General features: G+C 70.0%; 18 protein-coding genes. 12 read left to right on the top strand and 6 right to left on the bottom strand.

The genetic code is table 11. The features are described 5' to 3' along the window. Positions 1 to 76 precede the first annotated feature (76 nt). The 8 genes from AB0J95_RS10455 (at position 77) to AB0J95_RS10490 (ending at position 10,572) form a co-directional block, all read left to right on the top strand. Positions 77 to 838: a DeoR/GlpR family DNA-binding transcription regulator gene (locus tag AB0J95_RS10455; protein WP_364755276.1), complete on the top strand. Its 762-nt coding sequence runs from the start codon at positions 77 to 79 to the stop codon at positions 836 to 838. Between the two features lie 10 nt (positions 839 to 848). After that, the gene (locus AB0J95_RS10460; RefSeq protein ID WP_364755279.1) at positions 849 to 1,181 is read left to right on the top strand and encodes a DUF4406 domain-containing protein; all 333 of its coding nucleotides are present in this window, start codon (positions 849 to 851) and stop codon (positions 1,179 to 1,181) included. A 74-nt stretch (positions 1,182 to 1,255) separates the two neighbouring features. After that, entirely contained in the window at positions 1,256 to 1,714 is a 459-nt protein-coding gene (locus AB0J95_RS10465) for an ester cyclase (RefSeq protein ID WP_364755282.1), read from the top strand. Between the two features lie 74 nt (positions 1,715 to 1,788). Then, positions 1,789 to 4,479, top strand: coding sequence for an AAA family ATPase (locus tag AB0J95_RS10470; protein WP_364755285.1), 2,691 nt, complete (start codon positions 1,789 to 1,791; stop codon positions 4,477 to 4,479). 44 nt (positions 4,480 to 4,523) lie between these two features. Next, positions 4,524 to 6,170, top strand: a complete 1,647-nt coding sequence (locus AB0J95_RS10475) for a PEP-utilizing enzyme (RefSeq protein ID WP_364755288.1) — start codon at positions 4,524 to 4,526, stop codon at positions 6,168 to 6,170. Continuing rightward, positions 6,167 to 7,102 carry a methyltransferase gene (locus AB0J95_RS10480; protein WP_364755291.1) on the top strand — a complete coding sequence of 312 codons (936 nt, stop codon included), beginning with the start codon at positions 6,167 to 6,169 and terminating at the stop codon, positions 7,100 to 7,102. The genes AB0J95_RS10475 and AB0J95_RS10480 overlap by 4 nt, the downstream gene beginning before the upstream one ends. Before the next feature lie 2 nt (positions 7,103 to 7,104). Further along, positions 7,105 to 9,732: an AAA family ATPase gene (locus AB0J95_RS10485; RefSeq protein ID WP_364755294.1), complete on the top strand. Its 2,628-nt coding sequence runs from the start codon at positions 7,105 to 7,107 to the stop codon at positions 9,730 to 9,732. Positions 9,733 to 9,921: 189 nt separating this feature from the next. Continuing rightward, positions 9,922 to 10,572 (top strand): response regulator transcription factor, encoded by a 651-nt coding sequence (locus AB0J95_RS10490; RefSeq protein ID WP_364755297.1) that lies wholly within the window; start codon positions 9,922 to 9,924, stop codon positions 10,570 to 10,572. Between the two features lie 99 nt (positions 10,573 to 10,671). Here AB0J95_RS10490 and AB0J95_RS10495 read toward each other — a convergent pair whose 3' ends face one another. Next, positions 10,672 to 11,412, bottom strand: a complete 741-nt coding sequence (locus AB0J95_RS10495) for a hypothetical protein (protein ID WP_364755300.1) — start codon at positions 11,410 to 11,412, stop codon at positions 10,672 to 10,674. A 157-nt stretch (positions 11,413 to 11,569) separates the two neighbouring features. Here AB0J95_RS10495 and AB0J95_RS10500 point away from each other — a divergent pair, with 157 nt between their 5' ends. Continuing rightward, complete coding sequence (locus AB0J95_RS10500) at positions 11,570 to 13,414, top strand: histidine kinase (RefSeq protein WP_364755302.1); 1,845 nt, start codon at positions 11,570 to 11,572, stop codon at positions 13,412 to 13,414. Positions 13,415 to 13,418: 4 nt separating this feature from the next. On the opposite strand, the gene AB0J95_RS10505 is transcribed toward AB0J95_RS10500, so the two are convergent. Further along, entirely contained in the window at positions 13,419 to 14,171 is a 753-nt protein-coding gene (locus tag AB0J95_RS10505) for a metallophosphoesterase (protein ID WP_364755305.1), read from the bottom strand. Beyond that, a complete protein-coding gene (locus tag AB0J95_RS10510; protein WP_364755308.1) occupies positions 14,146 to 15,669 on the bottom strand; it encodes an APC family permease in 1,524 nt (507 codons plus the stop codon). Before AB0J95_RS10510 ends, AB0J95_RS10505 begins: the two co-directional genes overlap by 26 nt. Before the next feature lie 102 nt (positions 15,670 to 15,771). Here AB0J95_RS10510 and AB0J95_RS10515 point away from each other — a divergent pair, with 102 nt between their 5' ends. Further along, on the top strand, positions 15,772 to 16,944 hold the full coding sequence (locus AB0J95_RS10515; RefSeq protein ID WP_364755311.1) for a Glu/Leu/Phe/Val dehydrogenase dimerization domain-containing protein: 1,173 nt from the start codon (positions 15,772 to 15,774) through the stop codon (positions 16,942 to 16,944). 2 nt (positions 16,945 to 16,946) lie between these two features. Beyond that, positions 16,947 to 17,537 carry a TetR/AcrR family transcriptional regulator gene (locus AB0J95_RS10520; RefSeq protein WP_364755314.1) on the top strand — a complete coding sequence of 197 codons (591 nt, stop codon included), beginning with the start codon at positions 16,947 to 16,949 and terminating at the stop codon, positions 17,535 to 17,537. On the opposite strand, the gene AB0J95_RS10525 is transcribed toward AB0J95_RS10520, so the two are convergent. The 3 genes from AB0J95_RS10525 to AB0J95_RS10535 are packed head-to-tail and all read right to left on the bottom strand — an operon-like array spanning position 17,534 to position 22,067. Further along, complete coding sequence (locus AB0J95_RS10525; RefSeq protein ID WP_364755317.1) at positions 17,534 to 19,039, bottom strand: thiamine pyrophosphate-dependent enzyme; 1,506 nt, start codon at positions 19,037 to 19,039, stop codon at positions 17,534 to 17,536. The two genes, AB0J95_RS10520 and AB0J95_RS10525, sit on opposite strands and share 4 nt — an antisense overlap. Further along, positions 19,036 to 20,904 (bottom strand): acetate--CoA ligase family protein, encoded by a 1,869-nt coding sequence (locus tag AB0J95_RS10530; protein WP_364755320.1) that lies wholly within the window; start codon positions 20,902 to 20,904, stop codon positions 19,036 to 19,038. Before AB0J95_RS10530 ends, AB0J95_RS10525 begins: the two co-directional genes overlap by 4 nt. After that, complete coding sequence (locus tag AB0J95_RS10535) at positions 20,901 to 22,067, bottom strand: acyl-CoA dehydrogenase family protein (RefSeq protein WP_364755323.1); 1,167 nt, start codon at positions 22,065 to 22,067, stop codon at positions 20,901 to 20,903. Before AB0J95_RS10535 ends, AB0J95_RS10530 begins: the two co-directional genes overlap by 4 nt. A gap of 154 nt (positions 22,068 to 22,221) precedes the next feature. Here AB0J95_RS10535 and AB0J95_RS10540 point away from each other — a divergent pair, with 154 nt between their 5' ends. Then, positions 22,222 to 24,855, top strand: a complete 2,634-nt coding sequence (locus AB0J95_RS10540; protein WP_364755326.1) for an AAA family ATPase — start codon at positions 22,222 to 22,224, stop codon at positions 24,853 to 24,855. Positions 24,856 to 24,859 lie beyond the last annotated feature (4 nt).

Raw genomic sequence — 24,859 nt, forward strand, 5'->3', positions numbered from 1 at the left:
GGGGTCATGGCTTGCCACCGGGGCAAGTATCACAGATGATCTACCAAATCTCACAAGTTGATGGTAGAAATGGGGTGTGCCTCTTGTGGATCGCCTGGACCTCACGTTGAGATTTGTGCGGGAGTCGCAGCGGATCTCGCTTGCCGAGCTGGCCGAGCGGCTCGGGGTGTCCGAGATGACGGTCCGGCGGGATCTGGACGAGCTGCAGGCGCAGGGACTGGTCGAGCGGGTGCGGGGCGGGGCCGTCGCGTTGAGCGCGCCGCGGGAGGAGGCGGGGTTCGAACGGCGGGAGGCCTGGCAGGCGGCGACCAAGAAAAGGATCGCGGCGCGGGCCGCCAAGCTGGTCGAACCCGGCCAGACGATCCTGCTCGACGCCGGAACCACGACGGCGGCGGTCGCGAAGTCGTTGGTCTCGAGGGCTCCGCTGACCGTGGCGGTGCTCAGCCTGCAGGCCGCCGCGCACCTCGCCGACCGCAGGGGGATCCGGCTCATCGTGCTCGGCGGGGAGTCCCGTCCGGGTGAACGCAGCCTGGTCGGGCCGCTCACCGCGAAGATGCTCGACGAGATGTGGTTCGACACCTTCGTGATGTCGATCGGCGCCGTGCACAGGGAGCTGGGCTGGTCCGAGTTCGACATCGCGGACGCGGCCGTCAAACAGCACGCGCTGACCCGCGCCGAGCAGACCGTCGTGGTCGCCGATTCGACGAAGTTCGGGGTACGGGCGTTCGCCAAGGTCGCCGCGCTCGGCGAGGTCGGCACGCTCGTCACCGACAAACCCGATGACAAGGACACGCTCGCCGCGATCCGCCGCGCGGGCGTGACCACCCTTCTCGCGTGAGGAGACCGGAATGATGATCCTGGTGGCCGGACCGTACAGATCCGGGACGAACGGCGACCCCGCCAAGATGCGGGCCAACGTCGACGCCATGAACCGCACAGCGCTCGAGGTGTTCCGGGCCGGGCACCTCCCGGTCACCGGGGAAGCCCTTGCCCTGCCGCTGATCGAGCACGCGGGCGACGAGGCGTTCGACGAGATCTTCCACCCCATCGCCCGCAGGCTGCTCAGCCGGTGCGACGCGGTACTGCGGATCGGCGGCCCCTCCGCAGGCGCCGACGAGATGGTCGCGCAGGCCCGTGATGAGGGCAAACACGTCTTCCACAGCGTCACCGAGATTCAGTAGCCCGCGGACTACGTAGCCGATTCCGTAGTGCCACGGATACCCCGAACGGCCCATCCGGAGCAGGATCAGCAGTCATGAGCGACCGGTCTGCGCGCTACAAGAACCTCGTCCTGGCGTTGAACCACGCGTTCAACAGCGGGGACCTGTCGGGTGTGGACGGAATGCTGACGCCGGACTTCGCCGAGCGTGGCATGCCACCTGGCCCGGACAGCTACAAGACGGCGGTCCGGTTGCTGCGGGAGGCGCTGGACGAGCCCCGCTCCGAGGTGCTGGGCCTGGTCGCCGAGGGGTCGACCGTGGTCCTGCGGGTCCGGCTGACCGGGGTGCACGTCGGCGAGATCGTCGGCGTCGCACCCACCCGGCGGCAGGTCGACGTCGAGCAGATCCACTTCTACGAGGGACGCGACGGCCGGCTGGCCGCGCACCACTTCATCCGCGACGACCTGGCCCTGCTCGGTCAGCTCGGCATCCGGCCGAAGCTCGCCGCCATCCCCCAGGCCAAGATCGCCACGCTCACGCGGTACGCGGGTTAGTGCTGCGGCCGGGAAGCTGGGCCGTCGAGGGCCGGCACCCCACCCGGCCGCAGCACTTGGGACAGAATGGGGGCGTGGGGATTCGGCTGATCGGGCGTGGGGCCGAACTGGGGGCGTTGCTCGCCACGCTGGACCGGACGCGGAACGGCTCGGGCCGGATCGTGCTGGTGTCCGGCGAGGCGGGGATCGGGAAGTCCCGGTTGGCGCAGGAGGTCGTCGCGGCAGCGGCGGCGCAGGGGTTCGCGACGTTGGAGGGTCGCGCGCATCCGTTGCACGCGGGCCTGGCGTACGCGCCGTTCGTGGAGGCGCTGCGACCGTCCAGTGCGGACACCACCGCGCTGGACCTCTTGTTGGCCGCGCCGCGCAGTTCGCCCGGTGAGCCAACGCTGGCGAAGGCCCGGATGTTCGAGGCCGTCACCGCGCAGCTCGCCAAGCTGGCGCCCGCCTTGCTGTTCCTGGACGACCTGCACTGGGCCGACCTCGGCACGATCGAACTCGCGCACTACGTCAGCCGCAACGCGCCGGGCGTGCTCGTGCTGACCACCTGCCGCGAACCGGTTGGCCCGCTGAGGGATCTCGCCATGGCGGTCCGCCGCGCGGATCCGCGCGACGAGATCGCCCTGCAGCCGTTGACCGACCCGGCGGTGACCGAACTCGCCACGGAGATCCTCGGCCAGGCCCCGCCGAGCGAGCTCATCCACGACCTGACCGAGCGCGCCCAAGGCAACCCGCTCTTCGTCACCGCCCTGACCAGCGCGCCGATCACCCAGACGACCCTGCCCACGATCGTGCGGGACGTCGTGCTCGGCCGGTTGCACGCGATCAGCGAACCGGCCCGGCGACTGATCGAGATCGTCGCCGTCGCGGGCGAGTCCGGCACCGCCGAACTGCTCCGCGAGATCTACTGCGACAACGACTTCGACGGCATCCTGCGCGGCCTGGTCCAAGGTGGACTGGTCACCGAGCACCTCGCCGGACGGACCGTGCTCTACCGGATCGCGCACCCGCTCTACGCCGAGGTCGCCTACGCAGAACTCACCGCGCACGAACGAAGGCGCGCCCACGCCGCGGTCGCCGAGGCGATCGACCGCGAACGTTCCGACGACGTCCTCGCCCTCGCCCCGCACTACCTGGGCGCGGGCGCGCTGGCCGACCCGGAACGCACCGCGACCGTCCTGGCCGGCGCGGGCCTGCGCGCCCTGGAGATCCACGCCGAGGACGAGGCACTGCGCTACCTGAAAGCCGCCGTCGCCGAGGCCAAGGACGCGGAGCTGAAGGTCAAGGTGCTCGACGGGATCGGCCGGCTGCACCAGGGCGCGGGCCGGCTGGACCAGGCCGCCGAGGCGTGGAACCAGGCCATCGACGCCGGCCGCGCCGCGGGCCACACCGAACACCTTGGCCCGCTGGCGTTCTGGCTGGCGCTGCTGGAGGCCGAGCGCGGCGACTTCGACGCCAGCGTGCAGGCGATCGGCGTGGCCATGGCGGCCGGAAAGCCCGCGGACCAGGCCCGCGCGGTCGAGTACTCGGTACTGGCGATGAACTTCGCGATCCGGGCCAACGACCGGATCGTGCTGCAGCACGGGGCGCAGGAGCTGCTGCAGGTCGGTGGGGCCGCCGCGCACCTGGCCAAGGCGACCTTGGCGATCCTGGCGAACGACTGGGCGACCGCCCGCAGCGAGGTCGACGCGATGGTGGCGGCCGCCGAACGCTCCCCCGGCCGGCTGTCCACCATGCTGCGCACCATCGCGGGCAACCAGCTGCTGCTGATCAGCATCCTCACCGGGGACATGGCCGAGGCGGTCCGGATCGCCGAGCACAACCGGGACTCGCCGCTATTGTTCGAGTACTCGATGTTCCGCGCGTCCGGCCACTACTACGTCAGCCTGGCCAAGCACCTGCACGGCGACCTCAAGGGCGCGCGCACCGAGATCGAACGCGGCCTGGAGCTGGAACGGCGCTCGACGCGGCACCGGATGCACGCCTGGATGCTGATGATCCGCGGCTGGATGAACGTCGAACTGGGCCGGCTCGCCGAGGGCGAGGCCGACCTGGACGAGTCCGCGGCGCTCTACGGGCCGGGCATCGAGGAGGAGGCCGGGCTGCACATGATCTACGCGTCCGCCCGGACCAGCCTGGCCATCCAGAAGGGACAGCCGGAGCTGGCCCCCGGGCTGCCGGAGTTCCCGGGCACGTTGCACGACCCGATCTCGGCCGGGTTCCGGTTGATGTACGCGGGCCAGGCCGCGGTCGCCGCCGGTCAGGACGCTACGGAGATCCTGGCCCAGCTGCGCCGCGAAGGGCGGGACAAGCCGTTCACCGACGCCCTGGCCGACCGCCTCGCCGGGTTCATGGGCGAGCCGGGCATGTCGGGCAAGGCAGCGTCCAGGTTGGACTCGATGGGTGCGAAGGCCATGGCCGCGCAGGCCTGGGTCGAGCACGTCGAGCGGACCGGCGACCCGGACCCGTTGAAGCAGTGCGCCGAGGTGTTCGAGGGGGCCGGCATGTCGCTGTGGCTGGAGCGGACCCGCAAGCTGGCCAAGGGGCTCGGGGTCCGGCTGCCGACCGCCCGCAGGGCTCCTGGCCTGAGCAAACGCGAGCTGGAGGTGGTCGGGCTGCTCGGCGAGGGACTGTCGAACGCGGACATCGCGGCCCGGTTGTTCGTCAGCGAACGGACCGTCGAGTCGCACCTGCGCAACAGCTACGCCAAGCTCGGCCTGCACTCCCGCGTCGCCCTCGCGAGGTGGGCAGCGGACCAGATTACGTAGTGCCACGGATGGTGCGTACGGGTGAGTCCGGCGACCATTCGGCAATGGACAACTCTTGGGGGTCGGTCGACGCGGCGGTCGAGCTGGTGCCGATCGAGGTGCGGGTGCCGCCCGGGTACTGGCGGCGGGACGACACGCACCTCCCGCTGCCGCTGACCCCGTTGAGCGCCTCGGTGATGGACAGCGACGCCGGCTTCGGCGCCGCGTGCGCCGAGTTCGGCCTGCTCGTCGTGCCGCGGATCACCGAGATCGGCGGCTGGTGGTACACCTCGATGCAGCCGGTCGGTGCCCCGCCGGACGCCCGCACGCCGCCGGGCTGGCTGTTGCCGTGGCTGCTGCGGCTGTCGGGTGAGGGGCGCAAGCGGATGCGCCGGTCGCGGGAGGTCGCCCGGACCGGGTTCGCCGAGCAGGTCGTGACCGAGTGGCACGTCGAGACACTTCCGGGTTACGAGCGCCGGATCAGCGCCCTCCGGGACACCGATCTGACCACTTTGGACATCGAGGATCTCGCCCGGCACCTCGAGGCCGTGCGGCAGCTGACCTCTGACGGCTGGCACACGCACTTCCGGACCAACGTGGCGCATTTGCTCGCGCTCGGCGAGCTGTCCGCGCTCTGCCGGGGCCTGCTCGGCTGGGGTCAGCCGCAGATCCAACGGCTGTTCGCGGGCCTGTCGTTCCGGTCCACCGAACCCGCCCGCAAACTGCGCGCACTGGCCGGCACGACGGAGAACTCCCTCGAGTTCAACGAGTTCGCGCACGTCTATGGCTGCCGTTCGATGACGATGGAACTGGCGGATCCGACCCTGGGCGAGGTCCCGGGCCTGCTCTGGAGCCTGCTGCGGGACCGGCAGGCCAAGGGCTATCACCCGGAGGAGGACTCGATCGAGCTCCAGCGACAGCGTGAAGAGGCCGCGGCCGAAGCGCGCGCGGAGTTGCGGGACAAGGATCTCGCGAGCTTCGACGCCGCACTGGACCGGATGACCCGGGCCTACCCGATCCGTGAGGACAACGTGTTCTTCACGTTGGACGCGCCGAACGCGTTGTGCCGCTACGCCGCCCTGGAAGCCGGGGAACGGCTCGCCGGCCGCGGCCAGATCGACGCCACCGAGGACGTGTTCTTCCTGCGCGTCGAGGAAGTGCTCGCCGCGCTGCGGGACGGCGAGGACCGGCGCGCGGTGGTCACCGCGAACCGGGGCAGGCACGAGTGGGCGCTGGCCAACCCGGGCCCGCGCGCCTACGGCCGGGAGGCTCAGCCGCCGTCGACCCGTTGGCTGCGCGAGGACCTGCGGGTCACCATGGAGTCGATGCTGCTGGTCGCCGACCACGTGCTCGCGATGGACCAGAGCAACCGCACCCAGCCGGTCACCTCGAAGAAGCTGACCGGAGTGCCTGGGGCGCCGGGCAGGTATCGCGGACCGGTGCGGATGATCACCTCCGAGCGGGACTTCGACCGGTTCGCGGCGGGCGATGTGCTGGTCTGCCGGTCCACCCGGCCGTCATGGTCGGTGCTGTTCCCGGCCGTGGGCGCGATCGTGACGGACGCGGGCGGCGCGTTGTCGCATCCCGCGATCATCGCCCGCGAGTACCGGATCCCCGCCGTGGTGGCCACCGGATCGGCGACGAGTTGCTTGCGGGACGGGCAGATCGTGACCGTGCACGGCGATCGCGGGATCGTGGAGGTGGAGTCGTGAGCACTCCGTTCCTGACGTTGACCGAGGCGGCCGGGACGGTCGCCGCGTTCTCCACGGCGGTCCGGCTGGGTCTGCTGGACCGGATCGACCGTGAGCCCGCGGAACCCGCCGAGCTGGCCCGCACCTGTGGCGCGTCCGAGCGCGGGGTCCGCGTCGTGCTGTCCACCCTGGCCGATCGCGGGTTCGTGGAACGGCTGGCGGACGGGCGATACCGGCCGGTGCTCACCGGGCTGGCCGCGCTGCACCCGCTGATCCCGTTGTGGGACCACCTTCCTGACGCGGTCCGCACGGGCGCTCCGGTGTACGAGGCGTCGATGTCCGAAACGGCGAGCGAGGTCTACCCGCCGACGGTGAACTTCCTTGCCGGGCTGTGGGGTGACGCCGTCGAACAAGCCGCGGACGTGTTGCCCCAAGCCAAACGCGTGCTGGATGTGGGCGCGGGCGCGGCGCCGTGGACGATCGCGTACAGCATCAGGAATCCCGGCTGCCGGGTCACCGCGATGGACCTGCCGCAGGTGTTGCCCGCGACCCGCCGGGCGGTCCAACGGGCCGGGCTCAAGGACCGGTACGAGTACCTCGAGGGCGACGTGTTCAGCACGCCGTTCGAGCCGTGCGCCTACGACCTGATCGTGCTCGGCCAGGTCTGTCACCTGTTCCCGCCGGCCACCTGCGCCGCGCTGCTCGACCGGCTGGCCGGGTCGCTCGCGGAGAACGGCGTGCTCGCGATCGTCGAGACCATGGCCGGGGGGCCGGGGTCGGCGATCCACGATCTTTCGCTGTACCTGCGGACCCGCAGCGGCTGTGTGCACTCGCCGGCCGCCTACGAAGGGTGGCTGGCCGGCGCCGGCCTGACCGAGACCAGCACCACCGAGCTGACATCATCGCTGGCCATGGCCGTGATCAGCGGGCGCAAACGCCGATACACTGAGTAACGATGGACATCAGGGGGCGGGGTTCGGAGCTGGCCAGGCTCACCGAGGCGGTCGACCGGACGCTCGGCGGGCGGGGTGGGATGGTGCTGCTCAGCGGGGAGGCGGGGATCGGCAAGTCCCGGCTGGCCGCCGAGGCACTGCAGTACGCACGGTCGAAGGGCTGCGCTGTCCTGAGTGGACAGGCGCATCCGTTGCACAGCGGGCTGGCGTACGCGCCGATCGTGGAGGCGTTGCGGCCGCACCTGTCCGGGGGTGCCGACCTCGGGCCGTTGATGACCGGTGCGCGGACGTTGCCGGTGACCGACCCGGAACTGGAACGCACCCGGATGTTCGAGGAGGTCGCGCGGCTGGTCGGCGAGCTGGCCCCGGCCGTGTTGTTCGTCGACGACCTGCACTGGGCCGACCGCGGCACGATCGAGCTGGTGCACTACATCGGGCACGTCGGCCAGGTGCTGGTCCTGGCCGCGTACCGGCCCAGCGACGTCCTCGCCGAGCTGTCCGCCGGGGCCCGCCGCGAGGACAACGAGATCCGGCTGACGCCGTTGGCGGACAACGATGTCGCCACCCTTGTGCAGGATCTCCTCGGCGAGGTCCCTCCGGAGCGGATGCTGCAGGGGGTGACCGCGCGGGCCAAGGGAATCCCGTTGTTCGTCACGGCTTTGGTGCATGACGGGGCCTCTTCGCTGCGGCCGGACACGTTGCCGGTGATCGTGCGGGATGTCGTGCTCAGCCGGTTGCTGCAGCTGAACGAGGACGAGCGGCGGCTGCTGGAGATCGTGTCGGTCGCCGATGTCGCCTCGAACGCTTTGCTGGCAGCGTTGTGGGACGGCCCGCTCGACGCGACCCTGCGCAAACTCATCGCGGCGCGGCTGATCGTCGAACAGGGCACGTCGTACCGGATCGCGCACCCGCTCTACGCCGAGGTCGCGTACGCCGAATTGACGTTGGGGGAACGAAGAACCCTGCACGCGGCGATCGCGCGGACAATCGACGCCCAGACACCCGGCGACGTTCTCGCGTTGGCTCCGCACTACCGCGAGGCCGGGGATCTCGTTGACGCGGCACGCGCGGCGAAGGTCACCGCTGAGGCGGGCTGGCGCGCGATGGCCGTGCACGATGTCGCCGAGGCCATCACGTACATGACCGCAGCGGTGGCCAACTCGCCCGAGGATCCGGTGCTGCTGGAGGGTTTGGGCCTTGCGTACCAGGCGGCCGGGCAGCTGTCGAACGCCGAAGCCGTGTGGACGAAGGCGAGCGCGTTGGCGAGCGGGACGTTGCTGTCCAATTTGCACTACCGACTCGCTTTGCTGGCCTCCGAGAACGGAAACCCCGCCCCGGACGTGGAGTTCGCGGCGGGCGACCCGAACGGCGCCATGCTCAAGATGATCTTCACGTTGCGCCGGACGCAGGTCTCCTCGACCCAGGCCATGATCGACGAGCTGCGGTCGTTCGCCACGGATCCCACGACGGCCGGGCAGGCCGTGGGCGCGTATGGCGATGCGTTGCAGGCGGTCTCGGAATACGACATCAGCCGGGCGCTGGCGGCCGCCACCCGCGTGCTGGGACTGGCGCAGATGTGCGGGCGGAGCGACTCGCCGATGCAGATGCAGGCCGCCCGCCGGTTGCTGCTGTGGCTGTGCATCGCGGCCGGGGACATCCCGGCGGCGCTCGAACACGCCACTCGCGTGCGCACGGAGCTCGCGCAGCTGGACGTGCCCTCGGCGTCCGCCTCGGTGCAGTTCAGCTATGTCACCGCGAACTACGTGCGGGGCGATCTGCGCACCGCGCTGCGGGCCTCGGACGAAGGCATCCGGATCGCCCGCGGCGGGCAGCTGTTCCGGTCGCTGACGCGGATGCTGCTCGGCCGGTCGATCGTGCTCGCCGAGCAGGGCAGGCTGGGCGAGGCGGACGAGTGCCGGACGGAGGCGGAGGGCATCTCGGTCGCGCAGGACATCAGCGTGTCCACCTTGACCGCGCTGGCCGACATGGCCACCTCCATCCACAGTGGACGTACCGGTCAGGTCGCCGCCACGCCCGAGTGGGTCAGCTACAACGAGCCGCTCAGCTGTGTCGAGCCGCTGTTCGCCGGCCTGATCCTGGTGGCCCGCCGGGACTTCGACGCGCTCGGGTCGACCATCGCCCACCTGGAACGGTTCCGCGGTGCGCCGTTCTTCGCGACCATCGCCGACCGGCTCACCGGGCTGCGGGACTCCTCGGCGGAGTTGCTGGAGCGGGCCGCCGATGCGTTCACGCGGATGGGCGCGGGCCTGATCGCGGCGCAGACCCGGCTGGAGTGGGCCGAACTGACCGGCGACCGGACCCGCGTCCTGGAACTGGTCGAGGCGTTCGACCGGCAGGAAGCCGCACCCTGGGCCGCGCGGGCCCGCAAACACGCGCGGTCGATGGGCATCCGGGTGCCGTCCTCGCGGATCTCGGGCGTGCTGAGCACCCGGGAGCTGGAGGTGGTCCGGCTGCTCGGCGACGGACTGTCCAACGCGGACATCGCGGCCCGGCTGTTCCTGTCGCCGCGAACCGTGGAGACCCATTTGCGCAACAGCTACGCCAAGCTCAACCTGTCCTCACGGGTCGCGCTGGCGCGCTGGGCAGCGGACAACGGCGGCCGGCAATGACCCCCGGCCCACCCAACCTGACGGAGAGGTCATGACCCCCCTTGTGTCAACCTCAGGTGTGCATGAGCCGGGCGGCTCCCAACCGCACCTGAGGGGAACGGGACGCAACCTGGCCACCAGTACGTACCGAACTGGACCGTGCCGGCCCAACGCGACCAACAGGGTTAAATCCGGGGAGGCGGAACAGTCATGACACTGCCGGAGAAGGAACTGACAGTGGTGCTGGCGGACGACCACCCGGTGGTCCGCAGCGGTCTGCAGGCGCTGCTGTCCTCCGTCGACGGGATCACGGTCGTCGCCGAGGCGACCACCGGCCGCGAGGCGGTGGAGGCCACCATCGAGCACAAGCCGGACGTGCTGCTGGTCGACCTGCAGATGCCCGACCTCAACGGGATCGCCGCCACGCGTGAGGTGCTGCAGCACGTTCCCGAGGTGGCCGTGCTGGTGCTGACCATGTTCCACGACGACGAGTCGGTGGTCTCGGCGATGCGCGCGGGTGCCCGCGGCTACATCCTCAAGGGCGCGGGCCAGGAGGACATCGTGCGGGCGGTGCGCGGGGTGGCCGCCGGGGAGGCGATCTTCGGCCAGAACGTGGCCCACCGCGTGCTGGACCTGCTGGCCACACCACGGACCGCGGAGCCGTTCCCGGATCTGACCGCGCGCGAACGGGAGGTCCTCGACCTGGTGGCGGCCGGGCTGGGCAACGCGGTGATCGCCCGTCAGCTGCACCTCGCACCCAAGACGGTCAGCAACCACATCTCCGCGATCTTCGCCAAGCTGCGGGTGGTCGACCGGGCCGCCGCGATCGTGCGCGCCCGGGAAGCCGGTCTCGGCCGCTGACCCTTTGTGCCATAACGGAAATCACCCCGCCTTAAGGACGAGGGCGGGGTGATTCCCTTGCCGATCGCCGGCTGGGGGGACGGCAATCGGGGTCTGTGCTCAGCCCACTTTCGGGATCTCGATGGACACCGGGGCGCCGTAGTCGAAGAACTCGGCCGTGATGCTGCCGAACGTCTTGGCGCCGACCTGGAAGCGGACGAGCCGGTTCTGCCCGTCGATCCAGATCTTCGAGTCGCCGAGTTCCTCGCCGCCCGCGTTCGGCACGAGCCGGTACCGGGTCGCCTGCACCCCGCGGACCGCCTCCGTGCCGTCCGGGGTGACCGTGGCCAGGTCCTTGATCTGGTCGATGAACGACATCGGGTCGCTGCCCGGCGAGGTCTTCCCGCCGCCGAGCTGACCGGCCAGCGCGGCCGCGTCGGTCTTGGTCCACGGGCCGTCCTCGGCGCCGTCGGTGGTGGTGCGCATGTACAGCGTGTCGCCATCGGTGACGATCGACATCGTCACCTTCTGGCCGTCGGTCTCGACGACGGACTCGATCTTCGCCCGGTTGGCCTTGAAGTCCATCTCGCCCTTGCTGGCGAACTTCATGCCGAGGTCGGCCTCTTTCGCGCCATCCATCGTGTACTCGAACTTCGCCGTGCTCGCGTCCCGTGTGGACTTGGCGGCGTTCGAGATCAACGCCTTCGGGTCGGCGGCCGGCTTCCCGGCGGGTTTGCCCGCCGTCGAGGCCGAGGACTTGGCGCCGTCACCGCTGGCCTGCGGGACGCCGGCGGTCTGGTTCGCGCAGCCCGCCAGCACGAGCGCGGCGCCCAGCACGGCAGCCACCAGAGTGCAACGCATCGCCTTATTCCCTTCCCCGCTGGACCGATGCACAACCCTTGCGCTCCCGGACACCCAAATGGCAGGGGTCCGGGCCGGGACAGGGCGGGAAACTGTCCGGGTGAGATCGGGACGCCGATCCCAGGACAAAACCGCCGGCGGGACGGAGGATGAGCGGGTGCCGCAGATCGCTCACCGGCCGGTGACCTGGGTTGCCAGTGGCTGCTTCGCGCTCACCGCCGTGGCGGCGACCGCCGCGCTGGCGCTCGTGACGGTGCTGGGCGGCGACCCGCGGTTCGTCATCGCGCACGCGGTGCTGGGCCTCGGCCTGGGGATCTGTGGGTTCCTGCTGGCGAAGGCACGGCCGCGCAACCCGATCGGCTGGTTGTTCCTGGCCGCGTCGCTGCTGCACTCGATCAGCGCGGTGTCCCTGCCCGCTGGCAACGCCACCGGCCAGCACGCGTGGCTGCTGTCGGTGTCGCTGGTGTTCCCGTTGACGCTGTTGCTGTTCCCGACCGGGCGGTTGCCGGGACCGTGGTGGCAGGCCGTGGGGTGGGCGCTGGTGGTGGCGGCACCGCCGTTCGTGATCGGCTGGCCCGAGGCGCGGTTCGCCTGGGGGGTGCCCGCGCTGGGCGTGGTGGCGTCGTTGGTCGTCCGGTACCGGCGGGGCGACGAGGTGTTGCGGCGGCAGCTGCTGTGGCTCGTGCTGGCGTTGATCGGCAACGCGATCGCGTACCTGCCGTTGGTGCTGCGGCTCGGGCCCGAGCTGATGATGGTCATGCCCGCGCTGGTGCCCGCGGCGATGACCGTGGCGCTGCTGCGGTACCGGTTGCTGGACATCCGGCTCGTGGTGTCCCGGGCGTTGCTGTACTTCCTGCTGATCGTCGGCGTGATCGCGTTGTACTCCGGGCTGGCCTTGGCGCTCGGTGGGACGCTGAGCCTGTCGGCGAACCTCGGCGCGGCTTGTGTGCTGGCGATCGGCGTGGCGTTGGTGTTCAACCCGGTACGCGTGTGGCTGCAACGAGTTCTGGACCGTGCGCTGTACGGGATGCGACGGGATCCGGTGCGGGCGTTGAGCCACCTCAGTGCTCGGCTGGACGCCGAGATGGGGTCGCTCGACGATCTGCTGACCGCCGTCCGGGACTCACTGCAGCTGCCCTATGCGGCGTTCCGGCTGCAGGGGCGCGAAGTCGCGGCGTCCGGGTCGGCCGCGGGCGTGCTCGAGGTGATCCCGCTGGCGGCGTCCGGCTCGGCCAGCGGTGAGCTGGTCATCGGCGTTCGCCCGGGTCAGACCCGGCTCGGCACGCAGGACACGCACGTGCTCACCGTGCTCGCGATCCCGCTCGGGGTGGCGTTGCGGGCGACCATGTTGTCCGAGGAACTGCAGCAGTCGCGCGAACGGATCGTGGCCGCGCGTGAGGAGGAACGGCGGCGGCTCCGGCGGGACCTGCACGACGGCCTCGGCCCCACGTTGAGCGGCGTCGCCTACGCCACCGACGCGGCCCGCAACCTGGCCAAGTCCGATCCGGACACCGCCGTGGACCTGCTGGTGCGTCTGCGCGGGGACATCAGCGACGCGATCGTGGAGATCCGGCGGCTGGTCGAGGGCCTTCGGCCACCCGCGTTGGACGAGCTCGGCCTCGTCGGCGCGTTGCACCGGGAGGCCGAGCGGCTGTCCTATCAGGAGGGTGGCCGGCCGTTGACGGTCAGCGTGGACGCCCCGCCGGACATGCCCGAGCTGCCCGCCGCGGTCGAGGTCGCCGCCTACCGGATCAGCGCCGAGGCGTTGAACAACGCGGCCAAGCACTCCGGCGCCGAGAACGTCCGCGTCCGCATCACCGTCGGCGACGAACTGCACATCCAGGTCCAGGACGACGGCGCCACCGCCGCCGACGGCTGGTCTGCCGGAGTGGGCCTGGCGTCGATGTCCGAACGTGCCGCCGAAGTCGGTGGCCGCTGCGAAGCCCGCCCCGGCCCCGACGGCGGCAACGTCGAAGCAGTCCTCCCCCTCAAGCCCTGGTAGCCCGTCACGATAGGTGAGCTGCGGGAATGGCGCGGTAGTGGGTGGTGAGGCCGTGGTTGTCGTCGAGGATGTGGAACGCGAGCGCGGGCGGCTGCTCGAGGTAGACGACCTTGTCGGTGGTCTCCCAGGGCAGCACGAGTGTGGAGACCACGCCAGGTGCGACGCGCAACGGCAGTCCCGCGAACGTTGTAGCGGCGCCGGTGTGCGCGTGTCCGCACAGCACTGCTACCACGTTGGGGAACCTCGACAGCAGTGCCGCGAGGCGTTCTTCCCCGTTCTGCTTGATGCGGTCGATGAACGGCATGTGCAGCATCACCGGCGGGTGGTGGAAGCACACGAACGCCGGGGCGTCACCCGCGTCGGTGAGGACCTGCTCCAGCCAGGCCAGGGTCTCGTCGGCGAGGTAGCCCTCGTTCTGGCCGGGGATGCTGGAGTCGCACATCGCGAACACCGCGCCGGCCACGTGGTGCACCTGGTTGATCGGCTCGTCGCCGCCGGTCTCGCCGAGCAGGACCTCGCGGTACGGGCGCCGGATGTCGTGGTTGCCTGGGCAGTGCAGCACCGGGCGCGTGCTCACCAGCAGCTTGGCGACCTGTTCGTACTCCTCGGCCAGGCCGTGGTCGGCGAGGTCGCCGGTCACCAGGATCGCGTCGATCTCGCCTTCCAGGTCCGCGAGGTAGCGCAGCACGCGCGAGGCGCGCTCGATGCTCCGTTCGTCGTCGATGTGGATGTCACTGAGGTGCGCCAACACGATCATCGCGGAGCTCGCTCTTCTCTCGTCCCAGGCTGATGAACACCATGCCTATCAGGATCGCCCCGGCCAGGGGAACCAGCTGGCTGAGCGTGTACGAGAGGCGGTCACCGGCGAACGAGGCCGGCAGCGAGTCGTCCGGGTCGCCGCCGGTGCCGAACCAGCCGACGCCGAGGCCGGGCCAGATCAGCGTGGCAACCGTGAACGCGACGAGGATCGTCGGCAGCAGGGTCACCACCGTGGCCGTGCCCCAGCCGCCGGGTACGCGGAACGGCCGTTCGACGTCCGGCATCTTCTTGCGCAGCACCAGCAACGACGGGAACGTGACCACATAGGTCACGAACGTCATCGAGATGGTCAGGCCGAGCCCGGCGGCGAAGTACTTCTCCGCGGACCCGCCGGTGAGGTTGAGCGCGAGGATCATCGTGATCGACGCGAGGATCCCGGACAGCACGTTCACCCGGACCGGTGTGCCGCGCTTGGCCGAGATCTCGCCGAGCCAGCGCGGTCCGGCGCCGTCGGCGCAGGCCACCGCCTGGGCCCGGTGTGCGCCGATCGCCCAGCTGACCCCGCTGGTGAGCAGGCCGACGATCAGCCCGGCCGCGCAGATCGTGCCGAACAGCTGCCCCGAGCCGGTCAGCGTCACCGTGCCGTCGGCGCTGATCTCGCCGCCGTACACGGTCAGCACGGTCTTGCAGGCGTCGATGAACCCGGACAGGCCGCTGAGCCTGCCGGCCGGCACGACCAGCAGGATGCCCAGGATCGGGCCGCCGTAGAGCAGGACGGACGCGACGCCGGAGCGCAGGATCGCGAACGGCACGGTCTTCTGCGGGTCGGCCATCTCCTCGGTGGCCGCGGTCGGCAGCTCGAAGCCGACGTAGTTGAAGATCACGAACGGCACCAGCGCGATGAACCCGGTGTAGGTCGGTGACATGTCGCCGAACGGCTGCACGCCGTGCTGGAACCCGTAGATGATCACCGAGATGGCGAAGAACCCGAGCAGCACGACCCGCGCGAGCGCGCCCGCGGTCGGGATCCACTTGCCCACCCGCAACGAGGTCGCGACCGCGAGCACGCCGGCCCAGATGAACACGAGCCCGGCGATGTAGGTGCCGGTTTGGCCGAGGTCGACGAAGAACGTCTTGAACGTGGTCACCGCGATGATCGTGAGGCTGCCGCCGACCCAGACCGGGTTGGTCAGCCAGTACAGCACCTGGTTGACCCCGGCGACCGCGCGGCCGAACGCCAGCTTGGTCCACACGTACGGGCCGCCCTCGACCGGGAACGTGGTGCCGAGTTCGGCCACGAGCATGCCGTAGGGCAGGAAGAACACGACCGCCAGGACGATCATCCACGTCAGGCCTTCCGGGCCCTTGGCCGCGACGCTGCCGATCGTGTCCAGGCCCACCAGCGTGCACAGCAGGAAGAACACGACGTCGACGCGGCGCAGCGACCGCCGTAACCGCGACCGTTGCGTGTCCCACCCGGATCCCAGGGCGTCCATCCCGCCTCCATAACTGGTCCGTCAGTCAGTTATTAGAAGGTGACGCCCATCACCGCATGTGTCAAGCACCTTCAGCACTTGACATGGACGGATACTGATTGAGTGACCAATCAATTTAGCCCGTATCTGCAGGTCATCTGGCACGACCCGGTGACCGGGCGGCCTGGGTACCTGGTCATCGACCGGCTGGTGCGCGGCGTCTCCAGCGGCGGTCTGCGCATGCGCGACGGCTGCACGCTGACGGAGGTCGCCGGGCTCGCCGCCGGGATGACCGCCAAGGAGGCGCTCAACTACGACCCCGCCAGCCGGTACATCCCGCTCGGCGGCGCCAAGGGCGGGATCTCGTGCGACCCACGCTCCCCCGACGCGGTCGATGTGTTGCGGCGGTACCTGATCGCGATGCGCCCGTACATCGAGCGGTTCTGGACCATGGGCGAGGATCTCGGGCTGCGCCAGGAGACGATCGACTCCGTGTTGTCCGCGCTGGGCATGGAGTCGTCCATCCAGGCCGTGTATCCGTTGCTGGACGACGAGGTCAAGGCGCGGCAACGGCTTGCGGACGCGTTCGCGGTCACAGTGGACGGTGTCGGGCTGGACTCGCTGGTCGGCGGGTGCGGGGTCGCCGAGGCGGCTTTGGTTGGTATCGAACGGCTTGGCCTGACCGAGCCGACAGCTTTCGTCCAGGGGTTCGGTTCGATGGGCGGCGCCACGGCCCGGTTCCTGGCGCAGGCCGGGGTTCCCGTGGTCGGGATCGCGGACGCCGCAGGCGTTGTGGCGAACCCCGCCGGGCTTGATGTGGAACGGCTTTTGCTGACGCGGGATGCGTTCGGGATGATCGACCGGTCCGAGCTGCGTCCGTCGGATGTCGAGCTGCCGCTGTCCTCCTGGCTGTCGGTACCGGCTTCCGTGCTCATCCCCGCGGCGGTGTCGTACGCGATCGACGACGCTTCCTTGGTACAGGCTCAGTTGATCGTCGAGGCCGCCAACATGCCCGTGACCGCCGCTGCGGAGCCCGCGTTGGTCGACCGGGGCGTGTTGATCATTCCTGATGTGGTCGCCAACTCCGCCACGAACTCCTGGTGGTGGTGGACGCTGTTCGGGGACGTCTCGGCCTCCGCCGACGAGGCCTTCGCCAAGGTGCGATCCAGCATGCGGACGCTGGTCGCCCGCGTCCTCGACCGGGCCGGCACGGTCAGCCCCCGCGCCGCCGCCGCCGAACTCGCCGCCGAGGCCACCGAGGTCATCGCGGCGCGGTTCGGCCCGGCTACGGTGTGACCATGCCCCGCCCCAGCGTCGAAGCCGAACGCAAGGACCAGATCCTCCGCGCGACCTGCCTGGTGATCGCCGCCCAGGGTTACGTGAACCTGCGCGTGTCCGATGTGGCGCAGGTGGCCGGCGTGAGCGGCGGGACGGTGCACTACTACTTCGACAGCAAGAAGGAGCTCGTCCACGCGGCGTTCGAGTACAACTTCAGCCGGTCCCTCGAACGCCGCCGCTGGATCCTCGACTCCCCCGACGATCCCGTGACGCGCCTGAGGTACGTGGTGGAGTCCTACCTGCCGCAGGACGCGGAGACCATTGAGGCGTGGAAGGTCTGGGCGGCCTTGTGGGCCGAAGGCATCCGCGAGCCGCAGCTGCAGGACCTCAACGAGCGCATGTACGGCGAATGGCGCCGCCTCGTCGCGGGCATCATCCGCGACGGGCAGGCCACCGGCCAGCTCCGCCCCGGCGACGACGTGCTGTACGCCAACACCCTGATCGCCATGATCGACGGGATGGCCTTCCAGGTGTTGCTGGCCTCGCAGAACATGACGGTGAACCGGATGAAGACGACCTGCCTCGCCTACATCGACTCGTTGCGCGGCTAGTTGCCGTGTAGGTGCATGACCGTCGGGCGCGTCGCGGTGAAGGCTTTTTCGAGCGTGCCGGCCAGATCGGGCGGATCGGTGACACCGTGACAGCCCAGGGCCTCGGCCAGGGCGGCGAAGTCGGGGGCGGGCAGGTCGACGGCTTTGAGGGTGTCGTTGCGGGCCAGCATTTTCTGCTTGATCTCGCCGTAGCCGCCGTTGTCCACGACGATCACCGCGAGCGGGAGGCCGAGCGCCGCGGCGGCGGCCAGTTCGGGTGCGGTGAACATGAAGCCGCCATCGCCGTGCAGCGCGGCGACCCGGACATCGGGGCGGGCGATCTTGGCACCGATGGCCGCGGGCAGGCCGTAGCCGAGGGTGCCGAGTCCGGTGGGATACAGGAAAGTACCGGGCCGATACCGCGGCAACGTCGAGATTGTTCCGTAGTAGCAAGCCATTGTGCTGTCGCCGGCGAGAATCCCGTCTCGCCCCAAGGTCGCCGCCAACGCCGACGTCAGCGGTTCCCAAGGCGCGCCGAGCGCGGCGGCCTCCTCAGCGATCCTGGACCGCCACAAAGCCGCCCTCGCGGGATCTCCGGCCGCAGCGGCAAGCAAAGCGACTGTCGCGGCGGCGTCGCCGACGAGTGCGATGTCGGCGTCGAGCGCTTGAGCCGGGTCGAGGTTGACGGTGATCAACGGGCCACCGAACCGCAGCGGTCCGTTCCACAGGTCAGCGGGCGCCAGCTCGGTTCCGATGGCCAGCACGACATCGCAGTCAGCGATGAACGAGGCCACCGCGTCGTGGTGCAGTCCCGCGCCCAACGAGTACGGGTGATCCTCCGGCAACACACCCTTGCCGTTGGTCGTGGTCACGACGGGGATGTTGAGCCGCCCCAGATCCGCGCCCCGCGCGCCGCCGCCGGCGATGATCCCGGGCCGGGAAGCCGAAGCGAGAACGCCGGCGGCCATCGTGACGCCGGGAACCGGCCGGGCGATCTTGACCGGGTCGACGATCCGCACGTCGGCCGGGGAATCGAGCAGGTCATAAGGGATCTCGATGTGCCGGGGATGCGGGCGCGCCGCCATCGCGGCAAACGCTTGCGCCACCGCGGAAGAGATCTCGCCGACGCTGCGAACACGATGGCTCCCAGCGGTGACGGCCGCCATGGCACCCTGTTGCGACCGGACCTCGTGCAGCATCCCGGTCCAGTGCCCGGGATGGTCGGTCGGCGGTCCGGGCGAGACGATCAACATCGGCACGGAGTCCGAATATGCCTGCGCGGCGGCAGTCGCGGCATTGAGCACGCCTGGACCGCTTGTCGTCAGGCACACTCCGGGCTTGCCCGATGCGCGAGCGTACCCATCGGCGGCGAACCCGGCGCCCTGCTCGTGCCGCGGCGAGACATGCCGGATGCCCAGGCTCGCGTAGATGCCGAGGTTGTGCGTGCCCGGAATGCCGAACACCACCTCGACTCCGTGCGCCGCAAGGGATTCCACCAGGACCGCGCCACCGGTGAGCCTCATTCCGGCGCTCCGGTGATCAGGGTGTCGACCGCCAGCGGGCCGTCCGCGGTGACCCGGACGGGGTTCAGCTCCAGCTCATGGATGTCCGGCCGGGACGCGACAACCCAGGAGACCTTCACGATCAGATCCGCGAGACCTTCAATGTCCACAGCGGACTGCCCACGCCAGCCCTTCAGCAACGGCAGGCATTTCAGGCGGCCCAGCATAGCCAACGCCAGCGAGTGCGAGACCGGCGCAAGCTCGGCAGTCGTGTCCTGGAGCAACTCGGCGAGCACTCCGCCGGCGCCGACCACGACGACCGGGCCGAACGCCGGATCCCGCCGCGCACCAACGATCATCTCGACCGCCTGCGGCCGGACATCCATTTCCTCGACCACATAACGCCCATGCCCCAGCCGTTCCACCAGCTCGGCGTGTGCGTCATTCACCTCGTCCTGGGAGGAAAGCCCGAGCACGACGGCGCCATGCTCACTCTTGTGCGGGATCCAGTCGGTTTTCAGCACGTACGGCGCCTGCAGGTCTTGCACGTCAACGCCTTCGACACACCGGGGGAACGGAATCCCCTCCATGCACAGAAAGGACCGCGCGGCCAGATAGCCGGAGCCAGGTAGGCCTTTCACTTCCGAGGCCACCGGAATGTTTCGTGCCCGCGCCGACCGCAGACCGGCACTCACCGCGGCCAGCGCCGACTCGATCTCCCGGTACACCGGGATGCCCTTGCGCCGCATGGCATCGACCGCCGCGCCACCGGAAGCCATGGTGTGCACGATGACGTTTCCTTGCAGCGCCTCGATCACCTCGATCTCCCGCGCCGCCAACGAAGGCGTTTCGTTGCCGTAGCAGCCGAAGTAACCGGTGATCAGGATCGTGTCGAAGTCCTGCAGCTGCGCGACGACCTGACTGTAAATTCCGAGGTCCTGCTCGCCCGCGCCGGCAAGATCAATCGGCGCCGCGGGCTGAAGTCCGTACGCGGTGGCGATGTCCGCAGCGATCGCACCCTGACCGCCACTGTCGGTCAGGATCGCGATTCGGTCACCGGTCGGCTCCATATGGAGTAGCAGTTGCGCGAGATTGACAGCCTCCGCGGGCGTGGTCACCCGGATCGCCCCTGCGGCACGGCAGGCCGCGTCGACGACATCCATCGCGGACGTCAGGGCGCCGGTGTGCGATCGAGCCGCCTCGCGGCTGGTCTCACTGCCACCAACGGCAAGGACGATCGTCCGCTTGCCTGCGGCGGTCAGCCTCGCGACGGTCCGGATCAGCGCACGCCCAGCACCGAAACCCTCGGCGTACAACACAACCAGGCGCGTCGACTCATGCGTGATGAGATCGTCGAGAACCTCGTCGTGCGTGACGTCCAGCTGGTCGCCGACCGAGACGAACCTCGACACGCCGATACCTTGTGCATCTGCAAGTCCGGCGATCTCCAGGCCTACCTGCCCGCTCTGCGAGACGATCCCGAGCGGCCCGGGCGTGAAAGTTCCCCACGCCAGGCTCAACGCCGTCTCCGAGTCGTACAGCCCGAGACAGTTGGGACCGAGCACCCGCATCTGCCCGCGGTCGAACCGGACTCCCGCGGTGATCCCGATCAGCCCCTGCACCCCCAGTTCGGCCGCTTCCGCGGCCACCCCGGCAGCCGCTTTCGCCGGAACGGTGAGCACCACGAGCTCTGGCACCTCAGGCAGGTCGCTCAACGAGGCATAGGCGGGCTGACCGAGAACAGAAGTGGCATTCGCGTTGACAAAATACAGACTTCGTCTGTCACTACCGGTCAGCGCACCCTTGGCCAGCCAGTGTCCCCACTTCGCTGGGTTGTCGCTGGCGCCGACGACCGCGACGGATCGCGGGTCCCGGAAGACCTTCATGCCTTGGCCAGCCGCCGCGAGATCACCAGGCGCTGGATGTCCGAGGTGCCCTCCTCGATCTCCTCCAGCTTGGCGTCCCGCCACCACTTCTCGGCCAGGAACTCCTGCGAGTAGCCCCAGCCGCCGAGCGTCTGGATGGCCGCCCAGGTGCACCACACGGCGTTCTCCGACCCGGTGAGCTTGGCCATCGCCGCCTCCGCGGTGACGTCCTCGTGCGCGTCGAACAGCCTGGCAGCGCGCATGGTCATCAGCCGGGAGATGTCCACCTTGGTCGCCATGTCGGCCAGCCGGAACGCGACCGCCTGGTGGTCGATGATCGGCACGCCGAACTGGACGCGCTGCTTCGCGTACTCCGTCGCCAGATCCAGCGCCGCTCGCGCCAGACCCGTTGTGGCCGAACCGATCAGGATCCGGGACGCGTCGAACGTCCGCATCAGCCCGTAGAAGCCCTGCCCCTCTTCGCCGAGGCGGTTGTCCACCGGCACCTTGACGTTGTCCAGGAACACTTCCGCGTTGACGATCGCCCGCTGGCCGAGCTTCTTGATCGGCTTGCCGACCGTGAGCCCCTCGGTGTCGCGGTCCACCACGAAGGCGGTAACCCCCTTGCTGCGTGTGCCGGGCGCGACCGTCGCGAAGATGACGAACGACTGCGCGTAGGGCGCGTTCGAGATCCACGCCTTCTGTCCATCGAGGACATAGTGGTCGCCGCGAATCGTCGCAGTGGTCTTCAAGGAAGCCGCGTCCGAGCCGACATCCGGCTCGGTCACCGCCAGGGCCGTGACCGGCGGGTCATCCGTGCACAGCGGGTCGAGCCACCGGCTGCGCTGCTCGGGTGTGCCCAGCTCCAGGATCGGCGCCGCGTAGAACCCGTTCGACGTGACGAAGTTGCCAATCCCGATGTCGCCGTAGCAGAGCTCCTCCTGGATCCGCGCCTGCGTGACCAGCTCGGACACCCCGCCGCCGCCATGTTCGGCGGGCAGCATGAACGCGGTCAGCCCAACCTTCGCCGCCGCGCGCCACACGTCGAGCGGCGACTCGGTCTGCGCGTCGTCCACCGCGCGGGCGGCGGGCCGGATCTCCCGCAGCGCGAAGTCCGACGCGAGCGAGACGAACTGCCGCTGCTCGTCCGTCACCGCCATGCCGTCGCGGACAGGTCGTGCCATGGGAGCTCCCGAGGAAAATTGACTGGTCCGTCAGTTATATACCTTGGGTGCCGGCCGGCCGGGTGTCAAGCCTGCCGTTACACCTGGCCAGTGCCGGACCGGTCGGCAGGGCGCACACTGTTATGGATCTTGGCGGGCTGTGATACTTCGCGGCATGACCTTGGCGGGGAGGGGCCGCGAGGTGGCCGCGCTCACGGCCGCGCTCGCCCGGATCGGCGGGCAGCCGTGGGTCGTCGAGGTCGTCGGAGAGCCCGGCATCGGCAAGACCCGGCTGCTCGACGAGCTGGTCGAGCGGGCCAGGGCGGCCGAGCTGCTGGTGCTGACCGGACGCGGGCGCCCGGACGCCGACTTCGGGGTCCTCCAGGACGTCCTGGCCGGTGCCGGGGCCGGGTTACCCGGGCCGGTCACCTCGGAAGTGGGGCGCTATCGCGCTTTCCGGGCGGTCCGGGCGTTGCTGGAGGGGCTCGCGGGGCGCGGGGCCGTCGTGGTGATCGACGACCTGCAGTGGGCGGACGCGGGCACGTTGGGAGCCATCGCGCACCTGCTGCGGCACCCACCGACCGGACCGGTGCTGCTGGTGCTGGCATACCGCGGTCGCCAGCTTCCCGCGACCATCGCGGCCGCGCTGGCGGCGGCCCAGGTGGAGCGGATCGAGCTGCGACCGTTGACCGTCACCGACTTCGCCGGGCTGCTTGGACCGGATGTGAGCCAGGCACGGGTGATGCAGCTGCATCAGGCCGCTGAGGGGAATCCGCTCTACTTACGGTTGTTGACCGGACATGCGGCGAATGCCCCGCGGCTGGAGTTCGCCGGTCTGTCGCCGGAGGCGAGGCTGATCAGCCAGGCGGCCGCCGTCGCCGGTGATCCGTTCGAGCCCGGCCTGGTCGCCGCGATCGCGGATGTGCCGACCGGCGCCGTTTTGTCCGGGCTGGACGAGCTTTTGGCGCTCGACCTGGTGCGGGTGGACACCGACGAGCGGCGGTTCCGGTTCCGGCACTCGACCGTCCGCGAAGTGGCCTATGTGGACGGTGCTTCGTGGCGGACGCTGGCGCACCGCCGGGCCGCCTCGGAACTGGCACGGCGAGACGCGCTGGTCACCGTGCGCGCGCACCACGTCGCCCTGGCCAAACTGGACGATGTGGACACGTTGGTCCGTGGCTCGATGGTGAAGATGTCGACGGATCCGGCGGCGTCGGCGACCTGGTTGCAGGTGGCGGCGGAGCTGCTCGACGATGGGCCCGAGCGGCAGCGCGTGCTGACGTTGGCGGGCCAGGCGCTAGCACTGACAGGAGATCTGTCAGAGGCACGAGATCTGCTGACGACAGCACTCCGGTCTGAAGTGGACAACCGCCCGGCGGTGGTCGCCCAGCTGGCCCGGATCAGCCGGCTGCTCGGGTTCCACGAGGAGGCGCGGTCGATCGTGGTCACCGAGCTGGCCGCACACCCGGGCAAGACGGACTCGCCCGAGGTCGCCCGGCTCAAGCTGGAACTCGCGTTGATCTCGGTCATCCGCGCGCGGTTCGGCGAGGATGCGGGCCTGATCGACGATGTCGCCGACTACGCCCGCCGCGAGCACGACCGCGCCCTGGAGGCCGCCGCGCTGGCGTTGCACTCGTGGGCCGCGTACACGGCCGGCGACCTGCAGACCGCCATGCAGAGCTGCGACAGCGCGAAGTCCATCTTGGACGGTTTGTCCGACGGTGAGCTCAGTGCGTGGATCGAGCCCGCGTACTGGCTGAGCCTGGCCGAGCGGTACCTCGACCGGCTCGACGACGGCCTCCGGCACGTCGACCGGGGCATCGCGCTGGCCCGTGCCACCGGCCGGAACTACATCCTGACGATGCTGCTTTCCCAACGGTGCAACATCTTGCGGTGGCAAGGCCATCTCGGCGACGCGTTGCAAGCCGCCAAGGAAGGCGTCGACGTCGCCGCGCGACTGGGCAGCGAGGCCCGGCGAGGTGTGTCCTTGCACTACTGGAGCCGGCTTACGCTGGTCGCCGGGAACGTGTTGGAGGCCGTGCGGGTCGGGCGGTTGGCGGTGGCGACCGAGGGGTCCGAGCCGGACTGGTGGACGCGCAACGCCCGCAAGACCCTCGCGCTGGCCGAGTCCGAAGCCGACCACGTCGACCGGATGGACGAGGTGCTCGAACTCATCGGTGGCCCGGACATCCCGATGGTCGAACGGTTCAGCAGGCCGATCCACTTCGAGGAACTGGTGTGCGCGGACCTCGCCATCGGGAATGTCCCGCGCGCCGCCGACTGGGCCCGGCGTGCGTCGGACGCCGCCGATCCGTTGCTGCCGGGCCGCGCCGGTCTGGCGGATCTGGCGTGGGCGAATGTGCTGCTGGCCCAAGGCTCGTACCCCTTGGCGCTGGCCCGCGCTTCGCAGGCCGCGGCCAAGTTCTCGCTCAACCAGTTCGAACTGGCGCGCGCGTTGTTCACCGCCGGACGAGCCGCGGCCCTGCAGGGTTCGTCGGCCGCCGCCATCCGGCACCTCGAACGCGCCGCCGCGCTGTTCACCGCCTGCGATGCGCCTTCGCTGGCCGCGCAAGTCGCTCGCGACCTGCGCCAGCTCGGCCGGCGCGCCGCGGGAACCGAGACCCTCACCGCGCGTGAGCTGGAGATCGCCTCTTTGGTGGCCGCCGGGCACAGCAACCGCTCGATCGCCGCGACCCTGGTGATCAGCGAACGCACCGTCACCACCCACCTGTCCAGGATCTACGCCAAACTGGGAATCTCGTCACGCGCGGCGCTCGCGGCGCAACATCTGCGTGACGAAAAGGGATAGGCAG

This window comes from Actinocrispum sp. NPDC049592 (assembly GCF_040675465.1).
In the GTDB taxonomy this organism is placed as follows: Bacteria; Actinomycetota; Actinomycetes; order Mycobacteriales; family Pseudonocardiaceae; genus Kibdelosporangium.